The sequence below is a fragment of the Streptococcus sp. 17.1 genome (assembly GCF_016648655.1).
GTDB classification, from domain to species: Bacteria; Bacillota; Bacilli; order Lactobacillales; family Streptococcaceae; genus Streptococcus; species Streptococcus salivarius_E.
Map to the genome: position 1 here is coordinate 14331 of NZ_JACLQM010000018.1, position 17950 is coordinate 32280.

21 protein-coding genes and 3 pseudogenes are annotated in these 17950 nt (G+C 37.2%); 6 read left to right on the forward strand and 18 right to left on the reverse strand.

Annotated features, from left to right (window positions below; genetic code table 11):
• Positions 1-573: 573 nt before the first annotated feature.
• The 17 genes from H7T99_RS09065 to lacA form a co-directional block, all read right to left on the reverse strand.
• Positions 574-783 carry a helix-turn-helix transcriptional regulator gene (locus tag H7T99_RS09065; protein WP_002886384.1) on the reverse strand — a complete coding sequence of 70 codons (210 nt, stop codon included), beginning with the start codon at positions 781-783 and terminating at the stop codon, positions 574-576.
• A 3-nt stretch (positions 784-786) separates the two neighbouring features.
• Positions 787-1368: a hypothetical protein gene (locus H7T99_RS09070; RefSeq protein ID WP_021143452.1), complete on the reverse strand. Its 582-nt coding sequence runs from the start codon at positions 1366-1368 to the stop codon at positions 787-789.
• Positions 1369-1951: 583 nt separating this feature from the next.
• Complete coding sequence (locus tag H7T99_RS09075) at positions 1952-2410, reverse strand: TMEM175 family protein (RefSeq protein ID WP_230578928.1); 459 nt, start codon at positions 2408-2410, stop codon at positions 1952-1954.
• Positions 2411-2569: 159 nt separating this feature from the next.
• Complete coding sequence (locus H7T99_RS09080; protein WP_037604032.1) at positions 2570-3220, reverse strand: DsbA family protein; 651 nt, start codon at positions 3218-3220, stop codon at positions 2570-2572.
• Positions 3221-3239: 19 nt separating this feature from the next.
• On the reverse strand, positions 3240-3419 hold the full coding sequence (locus H7T99_RS09085; protein ID WP_037604030.1) for a type Z 30S ribosomal protein S14: 180 nt from the start codon (positions 3417-3419) through the stop codon (positions 3240-3242).
• A complete protein-coding gene (locus tag H7T99_RS09090; protein WP_037604028.1) occupies positions 3420-3689 on the reverse strand; it encodes a hypothetical protein in 270 nt (89 codons plus the stop codon).
• The gene (trxB, locus tag H7T99_RS09095; RefSeq protein ID WP_037604027.1) at positions 3686-4606 is read right to left on the reverse strand and encodes a thioredoxin-disulfide reductase; all 921 of its coding nucleotides are present in this window, start codon (positions 4604-4606) and stop codon (positions 3686-3688) included. Before trxB ends, H7T99_RS09090 begins: the two co-directional genes overlap by 4 nt.
• 8 nt (positions 4607-4614) lie before the next feature.
• Positions 4615-4929: a thioredoxin gene (trxA, locus tag H7T99_RS09100; RefSeq protein WP_037604026.1), complete on the reverse strand. Its 315-nt coding sequence runs from the start codon at positions 4927-4929 to the stop codon at positions 4615-4617.
• A 305-nt stretch (positions 4930-5234) separates the two neighbouring features.
• Positions 5235-5903: an ArsR/SmtB family transcription factor gene (locus H7T99_RS09105; protein ID WP_037604025.1), complete on the reverse strand. Its 669-nt coding sequence runs from the start codon at positions 5901-5903 to the stop codon at positions 5235-5237.
• A 465-nt stretch (positions 5904-6368) separates the two neighbouring features.
• Entirely contained in the window at positions 6369-7268 is a 900-nt protein-coding gene (locus H7T99_RS09110) for an aldose 1-epimerase family protein (RefSeq protein ID WP_002889672.1), read from the reverse strand.
• A gap of 20 nt (positions 7269-7288) precedes the next feature.
• Positions 7289-7561, reverse strand: a complete 273-nt coding sequence (locus H7T99_RS09115; RefSeq protein WP_073686143.1) for a DUF3884 family protein — start codon at positions 7559-7561, stop codon at positions 7289-7291.
• Entirely contained in the window at positions 7561-8967 is a 1407-nt protein-coding gene (lacG, locus tag H7T99_RS09120; protein WP_037597316.1) for a 6-phospho-beta-galactosidase, read from the reverse strand. The genes H7T99_RS09115 and lacG overlap by 1 nt, the downstream gene beginning before the upstream one ends.
• A gap of 136 nt (positions 8968-9103) precedes the next feature.
• Positions 9104-10810, reverse strand: a complete 1707-nt coding sequence (locus tag H7T99_RS09125) for a lactose-specific PTS transporter subunit EIIC (protein WP_201035981.1) — start codon at positions 10808-10810, stop codon at positions 9104-9106.
• On the reverse strand, positions 10810-11127 hold the full coding sequence (locus H7T99_RS09130) for a PTS lactose/cellobiose transporter subunit IIA (protein ID WP_002290550.1): 318 nt from the start codon (positions 11125-11127) through the stop codon (positions 10810-10812). Before H7T99_RS09130 ends, H7T99_RS09125 begins: the two co-directional genes overlap by 1 nt.
• Positions 11128-11155: 28 nt before the next feature.
• Positions 11156-12136 (reverse strand): tagatose-bisphosphate aldolase, encoded by a 981-nt coding sequence (gene lacD, locus H7T99_RS09135; RefSeq protein WP_201035982.1) that lies wholly within the window; start codon positions 12134-12136, stop codon positions 11156-11158.
• 120 nt (positions 12137-12256) lie between these two features.
• A complete protein-coding gene (gene lacB, locus H7T99_RS09140; protein WP_002889666.1) occupies positions 12257-12772 on the reverse strand; it encodes a galactose-6-phosphate isomerase subunit LacB in 516 nt (171 codons plus the stop codon).
• Between the two features lie 16 nt (positions 12773-12788).
• Entirely contained in the window at positions 12789-13214 is a 426-nt protein-coding gene (gene lacA, locus H7T99_RS09145; protein ID WP_201035983.1) for a galactose-6-phosphate isomerase subunit LacA, read from the reverse strand.
• Positions 13215-13693: 479 nt separating this feature from the next.
• Between lacA and H7T99_RS09150 the strand changes: the two genes are divergently transcribed.
• From H7T99_RS09150 to H7T99_RS09175, 6 genes and pseudogenes are all read left to right on the forward strand, one after another.
• Positions 13694-14461, forward strand: a complete 768-nt coding sequence (locus tag H7T99_RS09150; RefSeq protein WP_037604022.1) for a DeoR/GlpR family DNA-binding transcription regulator — start codon at positions 13694-13696, stop codon at positions 14459-14461.
• A gap of 4 nt (positions 14462-14465) precedes the next feature.
• The gene (locus H7T99_RS09155; protein ID WP_037599723.1) at positions 14466-15200 is read left to right on the forward strand and encodes an HAD family hydrolase; all 735 of its coding nucleotides are present in this window, start codon (positions 14466-14468) and stop codon (positions 15198-15200) included.
• 24 nt (positions 15201-15224) lie between these two features.
• A pseudogene (locus tag H7T99_RS09160) lies at positions 15225-15791 on the forward strand (replication initiation factor domain-containing protein); the annotation flags it as partial.
• Positions 15792-15939: 148 nt separating this feature from the next.
• Positions 15940-16158, forward strand: a pseudogene (locus H7T99_RS09165) (CHAP domain-containing protein); the annotation flags it as partial.
• A 79-nt stretch (positions 16159-16237) separates the two neighbouring features.
• Positions 16238-16441, forward strand: a complete 204-nt coding sequence (locus H7T99_RS09170; protein WP_037599726.1) for a hypothetical protein — start codon at positions 16238-16240, stop codon at positions 16439-16441.
• Between the two features lie 20 nt (positions 16442-16461).
• Positions 16462-17604, forward strand: a complete 1143-nt coding sequence (locus H7T99_RS09175) for a YcjF family protein (RefSeq protein WP_002889646.1) — start codon at positions 16462-16464, stop codon at positions 17602-17604.
• Positions 17605-17683: 79 nt separating this feature from the next.
• Here H7T99_RS09175 and H7T99_RS09180 read toward each other — a convergent pair.
• Positions 17684-17950, reverse strand: a pseudogene (locus H7T99_RS09180) (transposase); the annotation flags it as partial.

Below are 17950 nucleotides of genomic sequence, written 5' to 3' on the forward strand. Positions count from 1 at the left end.
AATATATCCTACAATTCCTACAAACAAAGGGTTTTTGAAGTCTGTTACCAAATAGTAATAATTAATCATTTTTAATTTTAATGTTATTTTAGGTAATTTATTATGTCCTCTGCTAAGTTTAAATACAAATTTAAATCATATATAAAAGCATAATTTGTAAAATATACATTCATTATTATGTGAAGTTTTTTGGCCAAAAATCAAGAGATATTTAATAGACGCATAAAACCCTTTACTGATAATATGTTTGAAGTATATAACAATATCATCTTTCAAATGAATGTACTCATTCACTCTGAGCGCTTTTGTATGATAACTACATAATATGCAAGACCTCAAAATTGAATAGATTAGAGAAATATTAGCATTTTTGAAAGTATTTCGGCCTAAAAAGTTCTATTATTGGGTTAAAATGCTTGAAAAATAAACTATTATCTTATTTTTGAATGCGTTTCAACTAAGGTGAAGTCAAGAAAATTCCTTTGAAAACACTCCCTCTTACCAAAACCTCTTCTCAGAAAAACAAGTCTCCAAAAAACTAATACACAAATCAATTGGATTGTTTTACTTCTCTTATTTCAGACGAAATAGTTCTTCCACTTGTTTATTAAAGACTTGTGCTATTTTTAAAGCCATTTCCAACGAAGGGTTGTAGCGGTTATTTTCTAAGTGAACAATCGTTTCTCTCCGTATTCCTACTTGATCTGCTAAATCTTGTTGAGTCATACCATAAGCTTCCCTTACTTCTTTCAAGTTAGTCTTTATTTTACTTTCTTTCGCCATATTTCATCCCCTTTTTTCAATGATAAAGTAAGTAATGGCAAATAATAAGAGTAAAAAAGCCACCAAAATATAAAGAAATCCAGCATTCAAAACGAAAACTTTACAGACAGCTATCAAGGTTGCAATTCCCAATAATATAAAGATTGCTATTGTAAACAAAATGGAAGAGGACTTTGCAATATTTCTATAAAATCGTTCATCAGGTTCTTCATTAATTCTCTTGAATAAGAAGTAAAACATTAATAACAATTGAACACTTAATCCAATTCCTAACATTATATTCTTAATCAAAGAACCAGGAGTTAGAAGCCAAACTCCAATTGTATAGATCGATGACGAGAGAAGTACAAGCACTGTATATAATTTTGCAGTAATCCCAAACATATTTTTCTCTTTCTTTTGATAGGTTGATTTTGAGAGGACCGATTGCATCGTACAAGCCAAATACGTAGGAAGCCAAGACATCGTCATAATAGCACCTTTTGCTAGAATCGGTAGGTGATTCCCCAGCAATAAAACTAAACATACAACAATAAGCACGCTAGCGATATAAAGGATTATCTTTAAGTTCTTCGACATTTTCATTTTCGTCACCTTCTTTCACCATGTTATAAATACATCACACCTTATCTGTTATAAATATATCACATTGTTATAAGAATTTCAAGATGAAGACAAAACTCTAGTAAGATTTTGAACAATTTTCAGAAATCTATACAAAAAAGCACCCATGAGGTAAACTCTTGAGTGCTTTGAAACGTTGATATAATCGTATCGATTAACGTTTTGAGTGCAGTGGTTGCCATCCAATCAAATGTCGCTTCGCTTGTTTTCTTGGGGCAACTATGCATAGCATATCTCTATGCGACTAAAGTCGCTAGAGCTATCCTAATTGCGCACCGCCAATTCTCATACAAAAAACACCTTGCAAGTTGCAAAGTATTTTCGTTTGTATTGTGCTTCCCAGCAACGAATTAACGTTTTGAGAACTGTGATGCTTTACGAGCTTTCTTAAGACCTGGTTTTTATAACCGATGCTATTTAGCCATTATTTTTAGTCTTTTTCAAGATTTGTTGCTTAAAAAACCATAGATAACATTAACAATCATCAGTAGCGGGGCAAGAGAAATAAAATTTGGAAAAAGATAACCAACTAATAATATGATCACTAGCTGCAATCCATATAATAGTGCCCACCGATAAGGTATCTTTTTTCTTCAGCTGATAACGGTCTTTGACTCGTCTTGATCACCATTGCTGTCATGATTATCCAAGCTACATCCCAAAGGGCAAGAACGATGAGGTAAAACAGGAGAAAGGCAAAATTAGCGGAATGCTGTCCAATCCCTCGAGTCGCTAAGGGAACAAAACTAGCTGTTAAAAGCCAAAAACTATTGACTCCAAATAAACGAAAGCTGACATGATCTACTAATTTGTAGAGTTCATGATAATATAGCCAGACTGCCATGATTTGCAAAAAACTAGTAATGTAGATAAAAAGCATGGGTAGCATGCTTCTAAGTCCTACTACTGTCAATTCCTCAGGTAACTGTAACTCCAAGGCCATAATTGTGACAATAATGGCCAATATAGCATCTGACAAGGCTTCTACCCTTTGTTTTTCCATTCTGCCCTCCTAATGACTGCTTTTTTGCTTTTTTCTAATGGCTGAGAGGTAGTTTCTAACGGCTGTGTTGAGGGCTCTATGCTGCAGCCATCAATCCCACAAACTAAACCTGTCTCTTCTGAATTGCTGTCTAATAGTTGAAAAGGGGTATCTATCATTTTATTGTGCTCCTTCCTCTGCTTGAATTTGTTTTAATACCGCTAACATGTATTCATAAGGCTGAGCACCTGAAATGCCATACTTATTGTTCAGAACAAAGAAAGGTGCACCTTGAACGCCTGATTGATTGGCTTCTAAGATATCGCGTTTGACCTCGTCAGCAAACGCATCGCCAGCAAGAACCTGCACTGCCTCTTCTTGTGGTAGAGCGAACTCACTGATAACAGCTAGTAACACAGAATGATCCGCAATATTGGCATGTTCTTCAAAGTAAAGATAGTACAAGGCCATAATGAAATTTTGATGATCTTTTTTATCTAAATACTTCTGCGACCATTTAATAAGACGGTGAGCTGAAAAGGTGTTGGTTGGGATAATCCCCGCCATATCAATACGAAGCCCTTCTTCATTTCCCATGCTTTCCATGTGCGCAAACTGAGCTTTAGCTTGCTCAGTGGTCATACCGTGACTGGCAGCAAACTCTGTGAGCATGGTTTCACTTGTTTCTAAAGGCGCATTGTGATTTAGCTGGTAAGCTTTCATTGTCAAATCTTCCGGGTTTAAACCAACAGCTGCCATAGCACGCTTCATCCGACTAGCACCAATGTAACAAAATGGACAGGCAATATCTGACCAGTAACTAATTTCCATATTTCTTCCTTTCTTTCCACTACCAAGAAGCTTTTTTCAACCCAGGAATGACACCTTGGTAAACTTGCTGGCGTAAACAAATCCGACAAAGTTTAAACTTGCGGTAAACCGAATGCGGGCGGCCGCATGCCAAACAGCGTGAGTATTCTTGAACCGGATAGGCCTTTTTTTTCTTTTGTATCAAAGCTTTTCTTGCCATTTAAACCTCTTTCTTATCAACCAATTGACCCTTTTTAAAGACTAATAAACTCGTCAGGGTAGGGTGAATGCCAAATAAAGAAATAAGACGGGGCACTTGAAAAATATCTGCTTGGTAAAGCACCAAATGCTCTCGTTCAGCCGTGTCTATGAGTTCTTTTTGCCCAAGAGACGATAGACTGCATTGATTTCCTGAAACAAGAAGAGCTAGATTTTGATGTTTGGCTAACAGTTCTTCTAATTCGATACTAGACGTGACTGATTCCATCATAGGTTATCAATATAGGCCAATGTATCTAGGGCAGCAATGGCACCGCTACCTGCTGCAGTAATGGCTTGTTGGTATTTTGGATCTTGCACATCACCAGCTGCAAAAATACCTGCAACAGAGGTCTTTGATGTTCCTGCCTGTGTTTGAATATAGCCTTTATCATCCAATGCTAATTTTCCATCAAGAAAATCGGTGTTTGGCTGATGACCAATGGCCACAAAGAGACCGTCAGCCTGAATGTGCTCAATATCACCTGTTTCATTATTACGAACATCCAAACCAGTCATTCCCATCAGATTAGATGTAACTTTGACAGGCGTGTAATTTAACATCCAATGAATTTTATCATTTGCCTGAGCCCGTTTGGCCATAATATCAGATGCGCGTAACTCATTGCGGCGGTGGATAACGGTCACTTTCGATGCAAAGCGTGTCAAATAGAGGGCTTCTTCCATAGCGACATCACCCCCGCCAACTACAAGGATTTCACGCTCTTTATAGAAGAAAGCATCACAGGTCGCACAAGCGCTGACACCTTTTCCGATGGCCTCTTCTTCGCCTTCAATCCCTAGGTATTTAGCGCTAGAGCCTGTTGCGATAATAACGGCCTTGGTATCAATGATTTCACCATTATCCAGATGTACCTCGAAAGGAGACGATTCGCCTTCAATTTTTTGAACAAATCCAAAGGTCATTTCGGTGCCAAACTGTTCTGCTTGGCGGCGCATTGTTTGGACTAATTCATTGCCATCAATCCCGTTTTCAAAACCTGGATAATTTTCTACGAGGGTTGTGGTGGTTAATTGACCACCCTCAGAATAGCCTGTGATCAATCGATTTTTCAAACCAGCTCGACTTAAATAAATGCCAGCTGTGTACCCTGCAGGTCCTGAACCTACAATAATTGCATCATACATAAATCACCTCATGATAACTGTGCTTGGATTTTTTCTATCAATGTTTGTTTAGGATGAACACCAACAAGAGCATCAACGGGTTTGCCATCTTTAAAAATCACCATTGTTGGGATAGAACGAATGCCAAAGAGATTGGCCAGATCTTGTGATTGGTCCACATCCACCTGAGCAATCGTTACTTTTCCGTCAAAGTCCTGTGAAAGTTCTTCCACTACCGGCTCCATCATCTGACAAGGTGGGCACCACTGCGCCCCAAAATCGATAAAACTTACCCCATTTTGGATAGATTTCGCAAATGTTTCGGTTGTTAGTTGTGTCGTCATAAAAAACTCCTATCTAAAATAAATCGCTTCTATTCAATCATATATTTGAATAGTATAAGAATAAAAGAATGAATTTCAAAAAGGTTAACTTAGCCCTTCTAAAAATCCAATTTGTATCACTTAGTTTCTTTGAGATACTAAATAAGAAGTATTTCAAAGATGAAATTCAATGAAGTTGTTGAATAGGTTGAGTGAAAAAGAATTCAACTTTTTTATTGAATAATTGAATTGTAGCACACTAAATCTATTTTGCAATGATTTTGCTCACGAGTCTCCGGTTATAAGAAAAGACTAAGGAATACACCTTAGTCAAGTTCTGAACGAGAGGATGCACCCCACTTCCAATCAGCAAAACTGCGATTGAGACTATAGATACTGTAGCCTAAACTCTGTAAATCCTGTGCTGCTAGGTTAGCATAGCCACATTGGCGCCCGCGACAATAAACAATGATGGTCTTCTCTTTGGGAAGCTGAGCTTTTTTTTGATCAAACTCATCGATTGGTAAATTAAGAGCTTTTGGCAAGTGCCCTGCCTCATACTCCTCAACAGGCCTTAAATCAAGCAGGAGAACATCTGTCTGAGCTGCTAATTCAATTGCATTAGCGAGCTCAATCTGAGGAACACCAGCTGCCTCATCATAGTCTGACTCAATCGCTCTGACTTCTGCTAACTGTTCTTCACCGACGGCAAATAACAGAAGGACTAACTGGACAACCTTTTCAGAAGCCAAGCTATAACGGATAAAATTACCATTTCGACTCGTCACCACCAAGTGACTTTCTTTTAAAACCTGAAGGTGGCGCGAAGTATTGGCAACAGAGAGACCCGTCGCATGCGCAATTCCCTCAACTGTCTTTGGTCCCTGTGATAATATATTTAAAATATCAAGACGCTTCTCACTTCCTAGCCCCTTTGTTAAGCGAGATAGCTCTTGGTAAATATTTTGTTTGTAATCAATCATTGTCTCTTGCATCAAATCAACTCCTTATCTATTCAATTCAATAGTATAATTCTTAAAAACAGTTGTCAACTATTCCATTCGAAAGATGTTGATACTCATTTGTGGCAAAAAAGCCGGCATTCGCCAAAAAATAAAAAGAATACTTATCCTTAACATTTACTAATATTAATAGGAAGAGAACTTCATTATTCCTCTTAGTTCTATAAAAAGTGTGGCTAATTTGAGGCAAAATATTAAATTAAATTTGCCACAAATTAATGGCTTCACTATTATTTTAAATCAAGAAGTAGTAAATAATCTTATTTTTTTACTACCAGACTGTCTTTAGATATTAGCTTTTCGTCACCAACTACAGTTGACATAGACCCACAAAAAACTTAAAAACCTTGCGAGGTAAGACTGGCACGGAGAAGACCATTCTATCATCACAAGGTAAGAGTATTCAAATCTTATTGAAGACTCAAATAATAACAAATTTTAATTAAGGATAGTAATATCATAGGTTTTTCTAGAAGTTTCTTGAGGTGAAATTTTCGTTACCTGTCTTTTATCTTCTAAGAAATTACCTTCTTCAAGTGAAGTGGAGAGACCACTCCAAGGTTCCAAAGCAATGAATGGACTTTTATTAGCTGTAGACCACAGAATCAAGTTTGGAAAATCATCAAAATCAACTCGAAGACCCTTACCAGACTTTCTCGAGCGAAGTGTCACGCTGCGAGATTTCAGTCGGTCAAGTGTAATGGCGTCATGAGAAAAAAGTGAGTAATCCAAATCAAGAGACTTTTGGTTTTCCAAAAATGGCGTCCGATCTTGTAAATCTAATAACCCTGTCTCAGGGAAACTCTTTGGTATCGAACAAGACTCAACCTCACTAAATTCAAGAGAATAGTCCTCATACTTTTCGCCTTCTACTAAAGGACAATTGAATGCTGGATGGGCTCCAATGAAGTAAGGCATCGTTTTTTCAGTTTCCAAGTTCGTTACCTGAAACTCGGTTCTAATGGATTTCCCATTTAAGGTATAAACAACTCTTAGTTCAAACCGATAAAGGTAATTATCAAGCATCTCAGCATTTGGTTTAATACTGAAAGTCACGCTATTTTCATTAACTTCTTCAAGAGTAAATTCTTCTTTTCGAACAAAACCATGTCTACGAATTAGACCTGTAAAAAAGGGTCTTTCTTGAGGTCTATAAATAGCCCAATCATTACGTAAACTACCACAGATAGGAAATAGAATTGGTGCCTGTCCATTCCAATACTCTGGATCAGCTTGCCAGAGATATTCTAACCCATCTTTGTCTTTAATCGAAGTCAGTTGACCACCAAGTGTTTTAAACTGAACCGTAAGATACTCGTTTTTTAATTCGATAGTCACAGTCAATTCCTTTCTTTTTGTTATTGGAAAGGCAAATAATCTACCTCGAAGTGAACAGTCTCACATATTGCTACATCGAGTAATTGTAAAACTTCCCATTCAAATTCGGATAATGCTAAATCAGAATGGCAAATCCACTCTTTTCCAGGTGAAACACACCAGTTACTACATTTTAGTAGTGAGGTAGCTTCAAGCTCAGGAATTATAGGACAATCTTCGAAATTAATAATATATACCTTTTCAAAGCCTGATCTAAAAATCGGATAACAAATTATTACATTCTCAGGTGATATTACTCTATCACTTGAGTTTCTGCTACTTTCTTATACCAATGTGCTGATTTCTTAGGATAGCGTTCTTGCGTATCAAAGTCTACATAGAACAATCCATAACGTTTTTCATAACCATTTGACCATGAGAAAACGTCCATAAGTGACCAAATGAAGTAACCTTTAACATTTGCACCATCCGCAATCGCGTCTGATAAAACTTCCAAGTGTTGCTTCACGTAATCAATACGACCATCATCATAAACAGTATTATCTACAAACTCATCTTTGTATCCGAGACCGTTTTCAGTGATGTAAATCTTCTTGTAATTCGGATAATCATTTTTCACTCGCATGATTTGGTCATACAAGCCTTCAGGATAAATAATCCAATCCCAGTCTGTGCGTGGAACATAGTCAGGAGCTACTCGACGACCAACACCCTTAATTTGGTACTTAGAGCTTCCTTTTTCACCCTTACCATTGTGAATGATTTCAGTCTCACCATCAAAAGCTTGCATCCAATCACTCATGTAATAGTTGATACCAAGGAAATCATTCAAATCTTTAGCTGCTTCAAGTGCTTGGAAGTCTTCATCACGAAGATCAAGTTCTCCACCATTCTCAGCTAGGATATGGTTGACACCTTCCATCGTTTTATCTGAATAGTGCCCAAGATATGTTGCATCCAAGATAAATTTGTTATGGATGATGTCTTCAAGTTCAGCAGCACGAACATCTGCTGGATTTTCCGGATCATAAGGGTATTTAGTTGGTAAAGCATGAACAACACCAATTTCACCTTTATAACCTTTATCCTTATACAATTTTACAGCTCGTGCATGAGAGACCATCATGTTGTGGTGTGATTGGAAGACTTTGGCAAGATCATATTGAATGCCTGGAGGGAATTTACCAACCAAGTATTGACCATCACCAATTGGGCCAATTTCATTGAAAGTTGTCCAGTAGTTTACCTCTGGAAACTCTTCAAAACAGAAAGCGGCATAATCTACAAAGTGTTCTATATTTTCGCGGTTTAAGAAATCTCCATTTGAATGAAGAGCTTCTGGTGTGTCAAAATGATGCAAAGTCACAAATGGTTCAACATGACGCTTGTGGCATTCAGCAAATAGTTTATGGTAGAATTCAACACCTTTTTCATTTACTTCGCCGTAGCCCGTTGGGAAAATACGAGACCAGGCAATAGAAATACGAATACCATTAACACCATATTCTTCAGCTAATTCTAAATCAACTGGGTATTTATGGTAAAAATCACTTGCAGGTTCTGCTGTATACCAATAATTATCTTCAAGATACTTATCCCATGCTACTGGGCCCTTACCATCTGTGTGAGTTGCACCTTCTGCTTGATAAGCAGCTGTCGCACCACCAAAAATAAAATCTTTAGGAAGTGTTTTAGTCATAAGTGTAAGTCCTTTCAAAAAAGCATTTGAGACGAGATTCTGAGTTCCGGAAACCAAGGAAATGAAATGATATGGTTAACACTGTGTTGAGGAAATAGAATGAGTGATCTCGTCTCAAATAACTTTTACAAATTTATTAATCAAACTGTTGTTGAACAAATGCAAGAGCACCTTGTCCATCACGTGTCAATTTGATATATTGAGCTCCTTCAGTTTTTGCAAGTTTAATGCCCAATTTATCTGTTTCAGCCTTCATATCATCGAAGTTTGAAGCGACCTGTGGAGCTAAGATTACCAAGTCAAACTCTGGCAACATTTCACGGTGAGCACCGTAACCACCCGCTGCTGCTTTGACTGGAACATTGTATTCTGCTGCTGCTTTGTTCAAGGCATTGGCAAGCAAGCCACTTGTACCTCCACCTGCACAAAGAACAAGGACATTAGTTTCTTTTGTGATATTATTGTTTGCTGCTACATCTTCTTTAGCAACGCCTGCTTTTCCAAGAACGGCATCTGCTTTAGCAGTATTGAAGTTTGCAGCTACTTTTTCTTTAAGAGCATCGTTTGTTTTACCAGAACGTTCTTCTTCAAGAATTTGTTCATCGTATACCTTAACAAATGGGTAATAAATGATAGTATCAACAACTACCAAGAGTCCGGCTAAGATAAATGATAGAATTTGGAAGTTAGTACCGAGTACAATTCCCAACGGACCAGGAGTAACCCATGGAAGGTTGGCAGAGAATGAGTTCATGTTCAATGTGTCAACAAAGAATTTAAAGATCCAAACGTTGACAATCGGAGCGAAAATGAACGGTACAAAGAAAATCGGATTCAATACGATTGGTGCACCAAATAAGATTGGCTCATTAACCCCAAAGAATGTTGGAACAACTGAGGCACGTCCGATGGCACGGTTACGTTCTGATTTACAAATCCACATGAACAAGAATGGAACAATCAGTGTAGCCCCTGTACCACCCATGGTAACAATAAACATTTGTGTACCAGAAGTGATAACTTTATCTGCATGTTGTCCAGCTTGGATAAGATGCAAGTTGGCATCGATATTGGCATAAGTGATAGCAGCGATTGCTGGTTCGACGATTGAAGGACCGTGGATACCAACAAACCAGAAGAAGGCATAAGCACCAAAGATAAGTGTAATTCCAAGGTAACCATCTGCAGCTGAGAAAAGAGGAGCAAGAAGGGTACCGATTGATTCTGCAACAGTTACACCAAGAATTCCTTTAACAATGAGTTCAAGTCCATAAAGGAGAACAACCGATACAGTGAATGGAATCAAGTCTTTAAATACTTGAGAGATATTTGGTGGAACTTCTTCAGGCATACGAATAGTAACATTATTTTTAACACAGACCTTGTAAACATTAACTGTCACAAAGGCTGCAATAAATGCTGTCAAAAGACCTTTTGTTCCCATGAAGGCTGTCAAGAAGCCTCCTTCTTTAGCTGGCTCAGCTGCCATCAAAAGGAAACCAACCATAGACGCTAGCATCGTAGATAAGAAGTTAATCTGATTTGTCGCAGGTAGGTCACGGTTCATAGAGTCCGTCAAAGCTTTAGCGGTAGTACCACCAACAAAGAATGCTAGGATACCCATCGAATAGCTATAAGGAGTCATCAAGAATGTCTCAATATCTTTAGACCAGTGGAAACCCCAAGCATTTGGTACATAGGCAATAAGGATAAAGATAGATGAGAAAAGGATGACTGGCATACCAGCAATAAATCCATCACGAATAGCACGAAGATAGATGTTTCGAGAAATTTTCTCAAAGAATGGTTTCCCTTTCTCAATAAGTTCAATGAGTTTATGCATTATTTTGCTCCTCTTTTATAAAGTTCGATAAGGTGATGAATCACATCTTTTAATAAGACAGTAGTCATTAAGTGGTCCTGACCATGCATCATGGTAACGCTGTATGGAAGTTCCTCCCCAGAAGCTTCTCGAGCCAACATAGCTGTCTGAGAATTGTGAGCCTCTGCAATACAGCTTCCTGCTTCTACTACAAGACTATCTGCCTTAGCGAAATCACCATTTTCAGCCGCTTTAAGCGCTTCTAAAAGTTTAGAGCGAGCATCTCCAGCATAAGCAACAATTTCAAACCCTAAGAGAGTCATCTCTTCTCTGTTCATAACAATATCCTCCGTTTTGTATTTTTTACTATACTTTATCAGTCCATGGACTAGCTGTTTTAACAAGAACTTTGTTAAGTTCATCAATATTTTCGAATCCAGTAGTACGCAACCACTCACGTGCTGCTTTTTCACCTTCTTTGATGTAAGGTTCTACAGATCCTGCCCAAGTAGCACGTCCACAAAGCACACCATTAAACTTGGCACCTGAGTCGTGAGCAAATTGCAATGTTTCTTGGAACAATTTAGCAGATACACCTGCACTTAGGTAGATGTATGGAAGGTTAGTCGCTTCTTCTTGTGCTTTAAAGAAGTCAGCAGCTTCAGCTTTACTGTAAACCACTTCACCATCAGCAAAACCTTCGACATATTTAACGTTAACTGGTACTTCTACTTTAAGAACATCAATGTTAAAGCGTGGATCAGAGAAAACTTTCATCGCTTCAATGACTTTGCGAGGCTTCACTTTTGCATATTCAACAGAACCTGCATCTGAGATTTCTTCATCATAAGCAAGGATTTCCAAGAAGAAAGGAATATCTTCAGCTACACATTCAGAACCAACACGTTCAATATAAGCTTGTTTTTGTTGGTTAAGTTCATCTGAGCTGTCTACATCATAGTAAAGCAAGAACTTAACGGCATCAGCGCCTTGCTCTTTGATGCGTTTTGCAGACCAAACATCCAAGCAGTCAGGCAAACGTTTTGTACTTGATGTATCATAACCTGTTTTTTCATAGGCAAGAAGAAGACCAGCTTCTTTATCCAATGCTTTTGTTGCTGGAAGTCCGTATTCAGGATCAAGCAACATTGATGATGCATATTTTGTAAGTTCATCAGCAACCAAAACCTTTAGTTCTTCCATTTGAGCCACTGTTGGCTCTGCATCTTGATATTGTGCCATCAAACGTTTCAAAGCACCACGTTGGTCAAATGCCAAAGCTGAGATAACACCGTTTTTATCTGAAAGTTTTTCCAAAGATTTGCGTTTCTGTTCTGTAAGTACCATTTTTATACCTCTTTTATACTTTTCCTACTAAGTTCTTTTACAAGATGAATGTCTCTAGTTTATACGTAAAAATTTTCAACCAATTATTTTATCTAATTATGAGATTTATAGATCTATTATCTAGTCGTGATACTCACCACGGTCCCATTTTTCAAGGAATTCTGTAAAGAAATCTTCATCTGCTTGATGTGCATTATGAGTTTCAACGTGTTCGATTTTTGCAATCAATTTTTTATTTTCTTCTGTTGGCTTGTACTCTGCTTCAATGAAAGCTTCAATAATGTCATTCATAAGAAGACCACCAGTGATCATTCCACCGAAACCGATAACATTCGCATTTAACTCTTCTTTTGCATATATAGCTGATGTCATATCACGAACTAATGCTGAGCGAACACCTGGAACTTTATTGACTGCATTGTTAATACCGACACCTGTACCACAGATACATACTCCCAAGTCTGCTTGACCACTAACTACTGCTTCACCGACTTTTTTACCATAGATAGGGTAGTGAGTGCGTACGTGGTCATATGTCCCGAAATCAAGAACCTCATGTCCTTTTGATTTCAAGAATTCTGATACTGCCATTTTTTCATCTGTGACAATGTGGTCACATCCAATTGCGATTCTCATTCGTTAACTCCTTTTCTCAACACATCTTGTTAAGCATATCTACTCGGATTTGATGGCGTCCACCATCATATTTACCGTTGACGAAACCTTTAGCGATATTTTTAGCAAGCTCATCACCAACAATTTCAGCACCCACTGTAATCATTCGTGAATTGTTATGTCCGCGTGTCATATATGCTGATCGTTCATCTGAAACTTCCGCAGCAACCATACCTTTAATTTTTGTTGCTACCATGAATGGGCCAGCTCCATAGGCATCAATGACAATACCCAAATTTTGCTCATCTTTGTTTACTACAGAAGCAACTGCCAAGGTAACATCAACGAAATCCTGTCCGTCCTCAGTCACATCAATTACCTCAAAACCTTCTTCAACAAGAAAGTGTTTGACAACATCTTTTAATCTCTTACCTTTGAGATCTGCACCAACAACAATAGCCATTTTGACTACCTCCTAAATTTTAGAAAGAAATGCTACGTAGAAGTAGAAAATATTTTGCAAAATGTTCGAAATAACGTTTTCATCATTTCTTTGTTTATATAATACCAAACACCTAAACAAAAAGCAACACTTTTTGTTTATTTTTTGTTTGTTTTTTGTTTGCTTTTTTAAAAGTAGATAACACCGTTAAATTATTGTTCATTTAAACCATCACAAAATGGACGTGAAATATCTATTCAAGTATTACAAAAGTCTTTTACTTTCTATAATTTACTGATTAAGAGGTCCTACCTTATTTTCGTCTTATACAAAATCTGACCTAAGTTAATATACGTCAACCCTCTGTTCTTATTTCATCATCTAACGTTTGTTTTTTGTTTGAAATTGTTTGTTTCGCCTTGAAAATATTGTCTTTTATGATACAATTAAAAGAGAATTATCTTTGGAAAAAAATTACTTTATGAAAGAAGAGTCTTCATATGAACAAAAAACGACGATTAGAAAAAATTTTAGATATGTTAAAGATTGACGGGACCATAACCATAAAAGAAATAATAGATGAACTAGATATTTCCGATATGACAGCCCGTAGAGACCTTGATGCTCTAGAAGCTGATGGACTTTTAAGACGTACTCATGGTGGTGCACAATTGCTTTCCTCTAAAAAGCCACTTGAAAAGACACATATCGAGAAGAAAAGTCTAAATACAAAAGAAAAAATTGACATTGCTAAAAAAGCCTGCTCTTTAATCAAAGATGGCGATACTATTTTTATTGGACCCGGAACTACACTTGAACAACTGGCATTAGAATTGAAAGGTCGTAAAGGTTATAAAATTCGTGTCATTACAAATAGTCTCCCTGTGTTCTTGATTCTAAATGATAGCGAAACCATTGATTTATTGCTTCTTGGCGGTGAATATAGAGAAGTAACTGGAGCTTTTGTAGGTTCAATGGCTTCGACAAATTTAAAAGCAATGAGATTTGCCAAAGCTTTTGTTAGTGCAAATGCTGTTACCCATAATTCTATTGCTACATATAGTGACAAGGAAGGTGTGATTCAACAACTTGCCCTAAACAATGCTGTAGAAAAATTCTTATTAGTAGACAGTACTAAATTCGATCGATACGATTTCTTTAACTTCTATAATCTAGATCAACTCGATACCATCATTACAGATAACCAGATTAGCCCTCAACACTTAGAGGAATTTAGCCAGTACACTACTATTTTAAAAGCGGACTAGAATTATGACTTATAAAAATATTGTTTTTGACCTTGATGACACTCTTTATGACCATCAACTCCCCTTTAAACGTAGCGTTGAGAAATGTTTTCCAACGATTGATATCCAACAAATAGATAACATTTACAAACGTTTTAGATATTGGTCTGATGTTGCTTTTCCTAAATACACGAAAAAACTCATCAGTATTGAGGAACTTAGAATTTTTCGCTGTCAGAAGACTATGGAAGAATTTGGCATCGATAGTATATCTAGGACAGAAGCTCTAGACTTCCAGGCTGACTATGAATATGAACTCGATCAGATTACAATGATTCCTGAGATACATCAACTACTGCTGGCTCTACATGAAAACCACATCCCAATCGGTATTCTAACTAATGGCCCTGTTGACTTACAGAGTCGAAAACTCCAACTTATTGGTGCCTATCAATATTTTGAAAAGAAAAAAATCATTATTAGTCAGACCACAGGGTATAGCAAACCTCAACAAGAAATCTTTGACTATACTGCCAAAAAGTTAAATTTCTTACCTTCAGAAAGCCTATACATTGGGGATACCTTTATCAACGATATCGAAGGAAGTTATAACGCTGGATGGCATCCTATCTGGTTCAACCATCGAAACAGACAGATAGCAAAAGAGAAAGAAGAAATGCCTGCTTATGAGGTCTTTAGTGCAAGTGAGCTTCGAGATTTAGTTCTTGGTTTATTTGATATTAATCATGACTTCAAATAGATCTAAAATCATGAAATATCATGCTCCTTCACCGATAACGAGGATATGGAAGCCAATCACGGTCCTTCCCTTTACTTTGGGAGCCGACAAAGTCAGCTCTACTTCAACTTTTATGAAAAGCGATACGAAATCGCCCGTATGGAAAATATCTCCTTGGAAGAATCCTTGGAGATTTTTGGTATCTGGAACCGCTACGAGCTACGCTTTTCAGACCAGAAAGCCCAAGGCGTTGTGGAGGAATACATCAACGGTGTAGACTTGGGAGAAATTGCACGAGGTATCGTGAATAAGGAAATCCAAATCTATGATGGTGTCACCCGTTTTGGAGCCTATAAGCCCGATGAAAAATGGCAAAGGCTATTTGGAGGGGTTGAACCCCTAAAACTCTCAACCAGTCCACAACCCTACAGTATCGAACGAACCATTCGCTGGTTAACCTACCAAGTCGCAAACTCTCTTGCACTCGTTTCTGAAGCAGACAAAATCATGCGAACAGAATACATGAAGATGATTCAAAATAGCGGTGAAATCACCGATCGTGGGGAGACTATCTTAAGACTCCTCAAAACCAATAAACACTATGAACACTAGAAAGGAAATCCCTATGGAATACAAAGTCGAAATCAATTCACTGAACAACTTTAAAGCCTGGTCTGGTGGACTAAGTACCTTAAACACTGTTCGTGAACGTGGTGGCATAGATACCCTAACCACCATTTGTGAAGACCTCTTTTCTGGGAATACCCCCACCGAGCACTCCGCACTATCTTTTAGCCCAGGACAAGCTGGAGCAGATCCAACCTATAGCCACATCGCCTTTGTGGAACAAGTCAAATCAGATTGCTCCATCCTTATCTCTGAATCAAACGTCAAAGGCCTAGGAGTCGTTAGCTACCGCACTTTTGATGCAGAAACAGCAAAACAATTTACTTATGTTATGGGAAATAAAGATAGTTGAATAATGTTGAAATTTTGTAGCAATTTTAATGTTTTATATGATATAATTACTTCAAAACTTAAATTTAGTGAGAAATATTATGTCAAAGAAAAATTCGAAACCAATTAAAAAAAAATCTAAAATGAAGTACATTATAGGAACTGGAGCAATAATAGTTTCTACAACGTTATTACCGAAAGTCTTGAAAAAAACCACTAATTATTTATATAAAAAACAAGTAGAGATAAATAATCGACAGCACTATAGTGTCTCATGGGAAGATGAACTAGTCAAAAAAAAATAAGTATATAAAGGAAGAAATCAATGCAGATTGATACAGATAGTATTGCTCAACAATGTATTAATGCAATTAATGATAAAATAAATAATCTAAAACAGCTTAACATAATAGTTATTGGTAAATCTGGGGTAGGAAAAAGTACACTCATTAACAGTTTGTTTAGAGGTGACTTTGCTGATACCGGTCTAGGTAGACCAGTAACACAAGAAATCAGAAAAATTGTTAAGAGTGACTATCCTCTCTCCATTTATGACACTCCCGGTTTCGAACTTTCTTCTGACCAACAAGACAACGTAAAAGATGAAGTAATAAAATTAATAAGCGAAGGTTACTCCTCTAATGACATCAACAAAACAATCCACTGTATTTGGTACTGCATTAATGTAGGAGCAAACCGTACCTTTGATAGTTCTGAGGTAGAGTGGCTAAAGGAGTTCTCTGAAAAAAATAAAAACTCCAAAGTCCCAATAATCGTGGTACTCACACAATCTGTTCCAAGAAAAAAAGCTTTGGAAATGAAAAATCATGTAGAACAAGAAAACCTTGATATTTGTAAGGTTGTACCAATTCTTGCTCAGGACATGGATTTTGATGAAGAATATGTTGCGAAATCCTTTGGGCTGGATACCTTAATAAATGTAATGTCTGAAGTATTACCTTCCGAGCTTCAAGATACACTACAAAATATTCAAAAAGTATCTCTAGAAGCAAAAAAAAAACATGCTAGGGCTGCTATTGCAACAGCGGTAACAGCAAGTTTTGGAGAAGGTTTCGCTCCAATCCCCTTTGCTGATGCATTTTTACTAGTGCCAACTCAAGTTGCTATGATTAGTGCGATTACTGTAATATTTGGACTCGAAATAAATAAAGCTTTCCTAACAGCTTTCGTAACATCCACTTTAGGATCTGGTAGTGCTACATTAATCGGTAAAACTATTGTCTCTAATATATTGAAATTTTTCCCAGGTATTGGTACCGGTGTTGGTGGAGCTATTTCTGGTACAACCGCTGGTCTTATCACTACTGCTTTAGGTGAAGCATACTTACTTCTAATGGAACAAATTTATAAAGGGGAAATCAACAAAGATACTCTCAACTCTTCTGAGGGACAGAAAAAAATGAATAAACTTTTTAAAGAACAGCTATCAGTTCAAAAGAAAAAATAACGACCAAGGTAAAATGAAACCTTGGTTTTTTACTTTTAAGGCTCTTTGTCAACTGTAGTGGGTGACGAAAAGCTAACATCTAGAGAGAACCTGATAGGTTTTCTCTTTTTGTATGTTCAGAGTGATGAAAACACGCTTCCTAAAGTTAATAAAGTTTCTAAAACCGAAGCCCAGACGTTTAATATCTTTGATAAGCTTATTGGTCCCCTCCAATTTTGCATTTGAGTAATGTGTTTCTAGTGCATTTTTGATGTATTGTTTATGTTTACGAAAAGTCCTAAAGACTGTTTTGAAGTAATGATTGACCTTGCTTATATTCTCCTCTATGAGTTCAAAAAACTCATCC

Bases quoted from the DNA above. Each gene is read 5' to 3' on its own strand.
- H7T99_RS09065 (WP_002886384.1), bottom strand. From the start codon at position 783: ATGGCGAAAGAAAGTAAAATAAAGACTAACTTGAAAGAAGTAAGGGAA.
- H7T99_RS09070 (WP_021143452.1), bottom strand. From the start codon at position 1,368: ATGAAAATGTCGAAGAACTTAAAGATAATCCTTTATATCGCTAGCGTG.
- H7T99_RS09075 (WP_230578928.1), bottom strand. From the start codon at position 2,410: ATGGAAAAACAAAGGGTAGAAGCCTTGTCAGATGCTATATTGGCCATT.
- H7T99_RS09080 (WP_037604032.1), bottom strand. From the start codon at position 3,220: ATGGAAATTAGTTACTGGTCAGATATTGCCTGTCCATTTTGTTACATT.
- H7T99_RS09085 (WP_037604030.1), bottom strand. From the start codon at position 3,419: ATGGCAAGAAAAGCTTTGATACAAAAGAAAAAAAAGGCCTATCCGGTT.
- H7T99_RS09090 (WP_037604028.1), bottom strand. From the start codon at position 3,689: ATGATGGAATCAGTCACGTCTAGTATCGAATTAGAAGAACTGTTAGCC.
- trxB (WP_037604027.1), bottom strand. From the start codon at position 4,606: ATGTATGATGCAATTATTGTAGGTTCAGGACCTGCAGGGTACACAGCT.
- trxA (WP_037604026.1), bottom strand. From the start codon at position 4,929: ATGACGACACAACTAACAACCGAAACATTTGCGAAATCTATCCAAAAT.
- H7T99_RS09105 (WP_037604025.1), bottom strand. From the start codon at position 5,903: ATGCAAGAGACAATGATTGATTACAAACAAAATATTTACCAAGAGCTA.
- lacG (WP_037597316.1), bottom strand. From the start codon at position 8,967: ATGACTAAAACACTTCCTAAAGATTTTATTTTTGGTGGTGCGACAGCT.
- H7T99_RS09125 (WP_201035981.1), bottom strand. From the start codon at position 10,810: ATGCATAAACTCATTGAACTTATTGAGAAAGGGAAACCATTCTTTGAG.
- H7T99_RS09130 (WP_002290550.1), bottom strand. From the start codon at position 11,127: ATGAACAGAGAAGAGATGACTCTCTTAGGGTTTGAAATTGTTGCTTAT.
- lacD (WP_201035982.1), bottom strand. From the start codon at position 12,136: ATGGTACTTACAGAACAGAAACGCAAATCTTTGGAAAAACTTTCAGAT.
- lacB (WP_002889666.1), bottom strand. From the start codon at position 12,772: ATGAGAATCGCAATTGGATGTGACCACATTGTCACAGATGAAAAAATG.
- lacA (WP_201035983.1), bottom strand. From the start codon at position 13,214: ATGGCTATTGTTGTTGGTGCAGATCTCAAAGGTAAGAGATTAAAAGAT.
- H7T99_RS09150 (WP_037604022.1), top strand. From the start codon at position 13,694: ATGAACAAAAAACGACGATTAGAAAAAATTTTAGATATGTTAAAGATT.
- H7T99_RS09155 (WP_037599723.1), top strand. From the start codon at position 14,466: ATGACTTATAAAAATATTGTTTTTGACCTTGATGACACTCTTTATGAC.
- H7T99_RS09170 (WP_037599726.1), top strand. From the start codon at position 16,238: ATGTCAAAGAAAAATTCGAAACCAATTAAAAAAAAATCTAAAATGAAG.
- H7T99_RS09175 (WP_002889646.1), top strand. From the start codon at position 16,462: ATGCAGATTGATACAGATAGTATTGCTCAACAATGTATTAATGCAATT.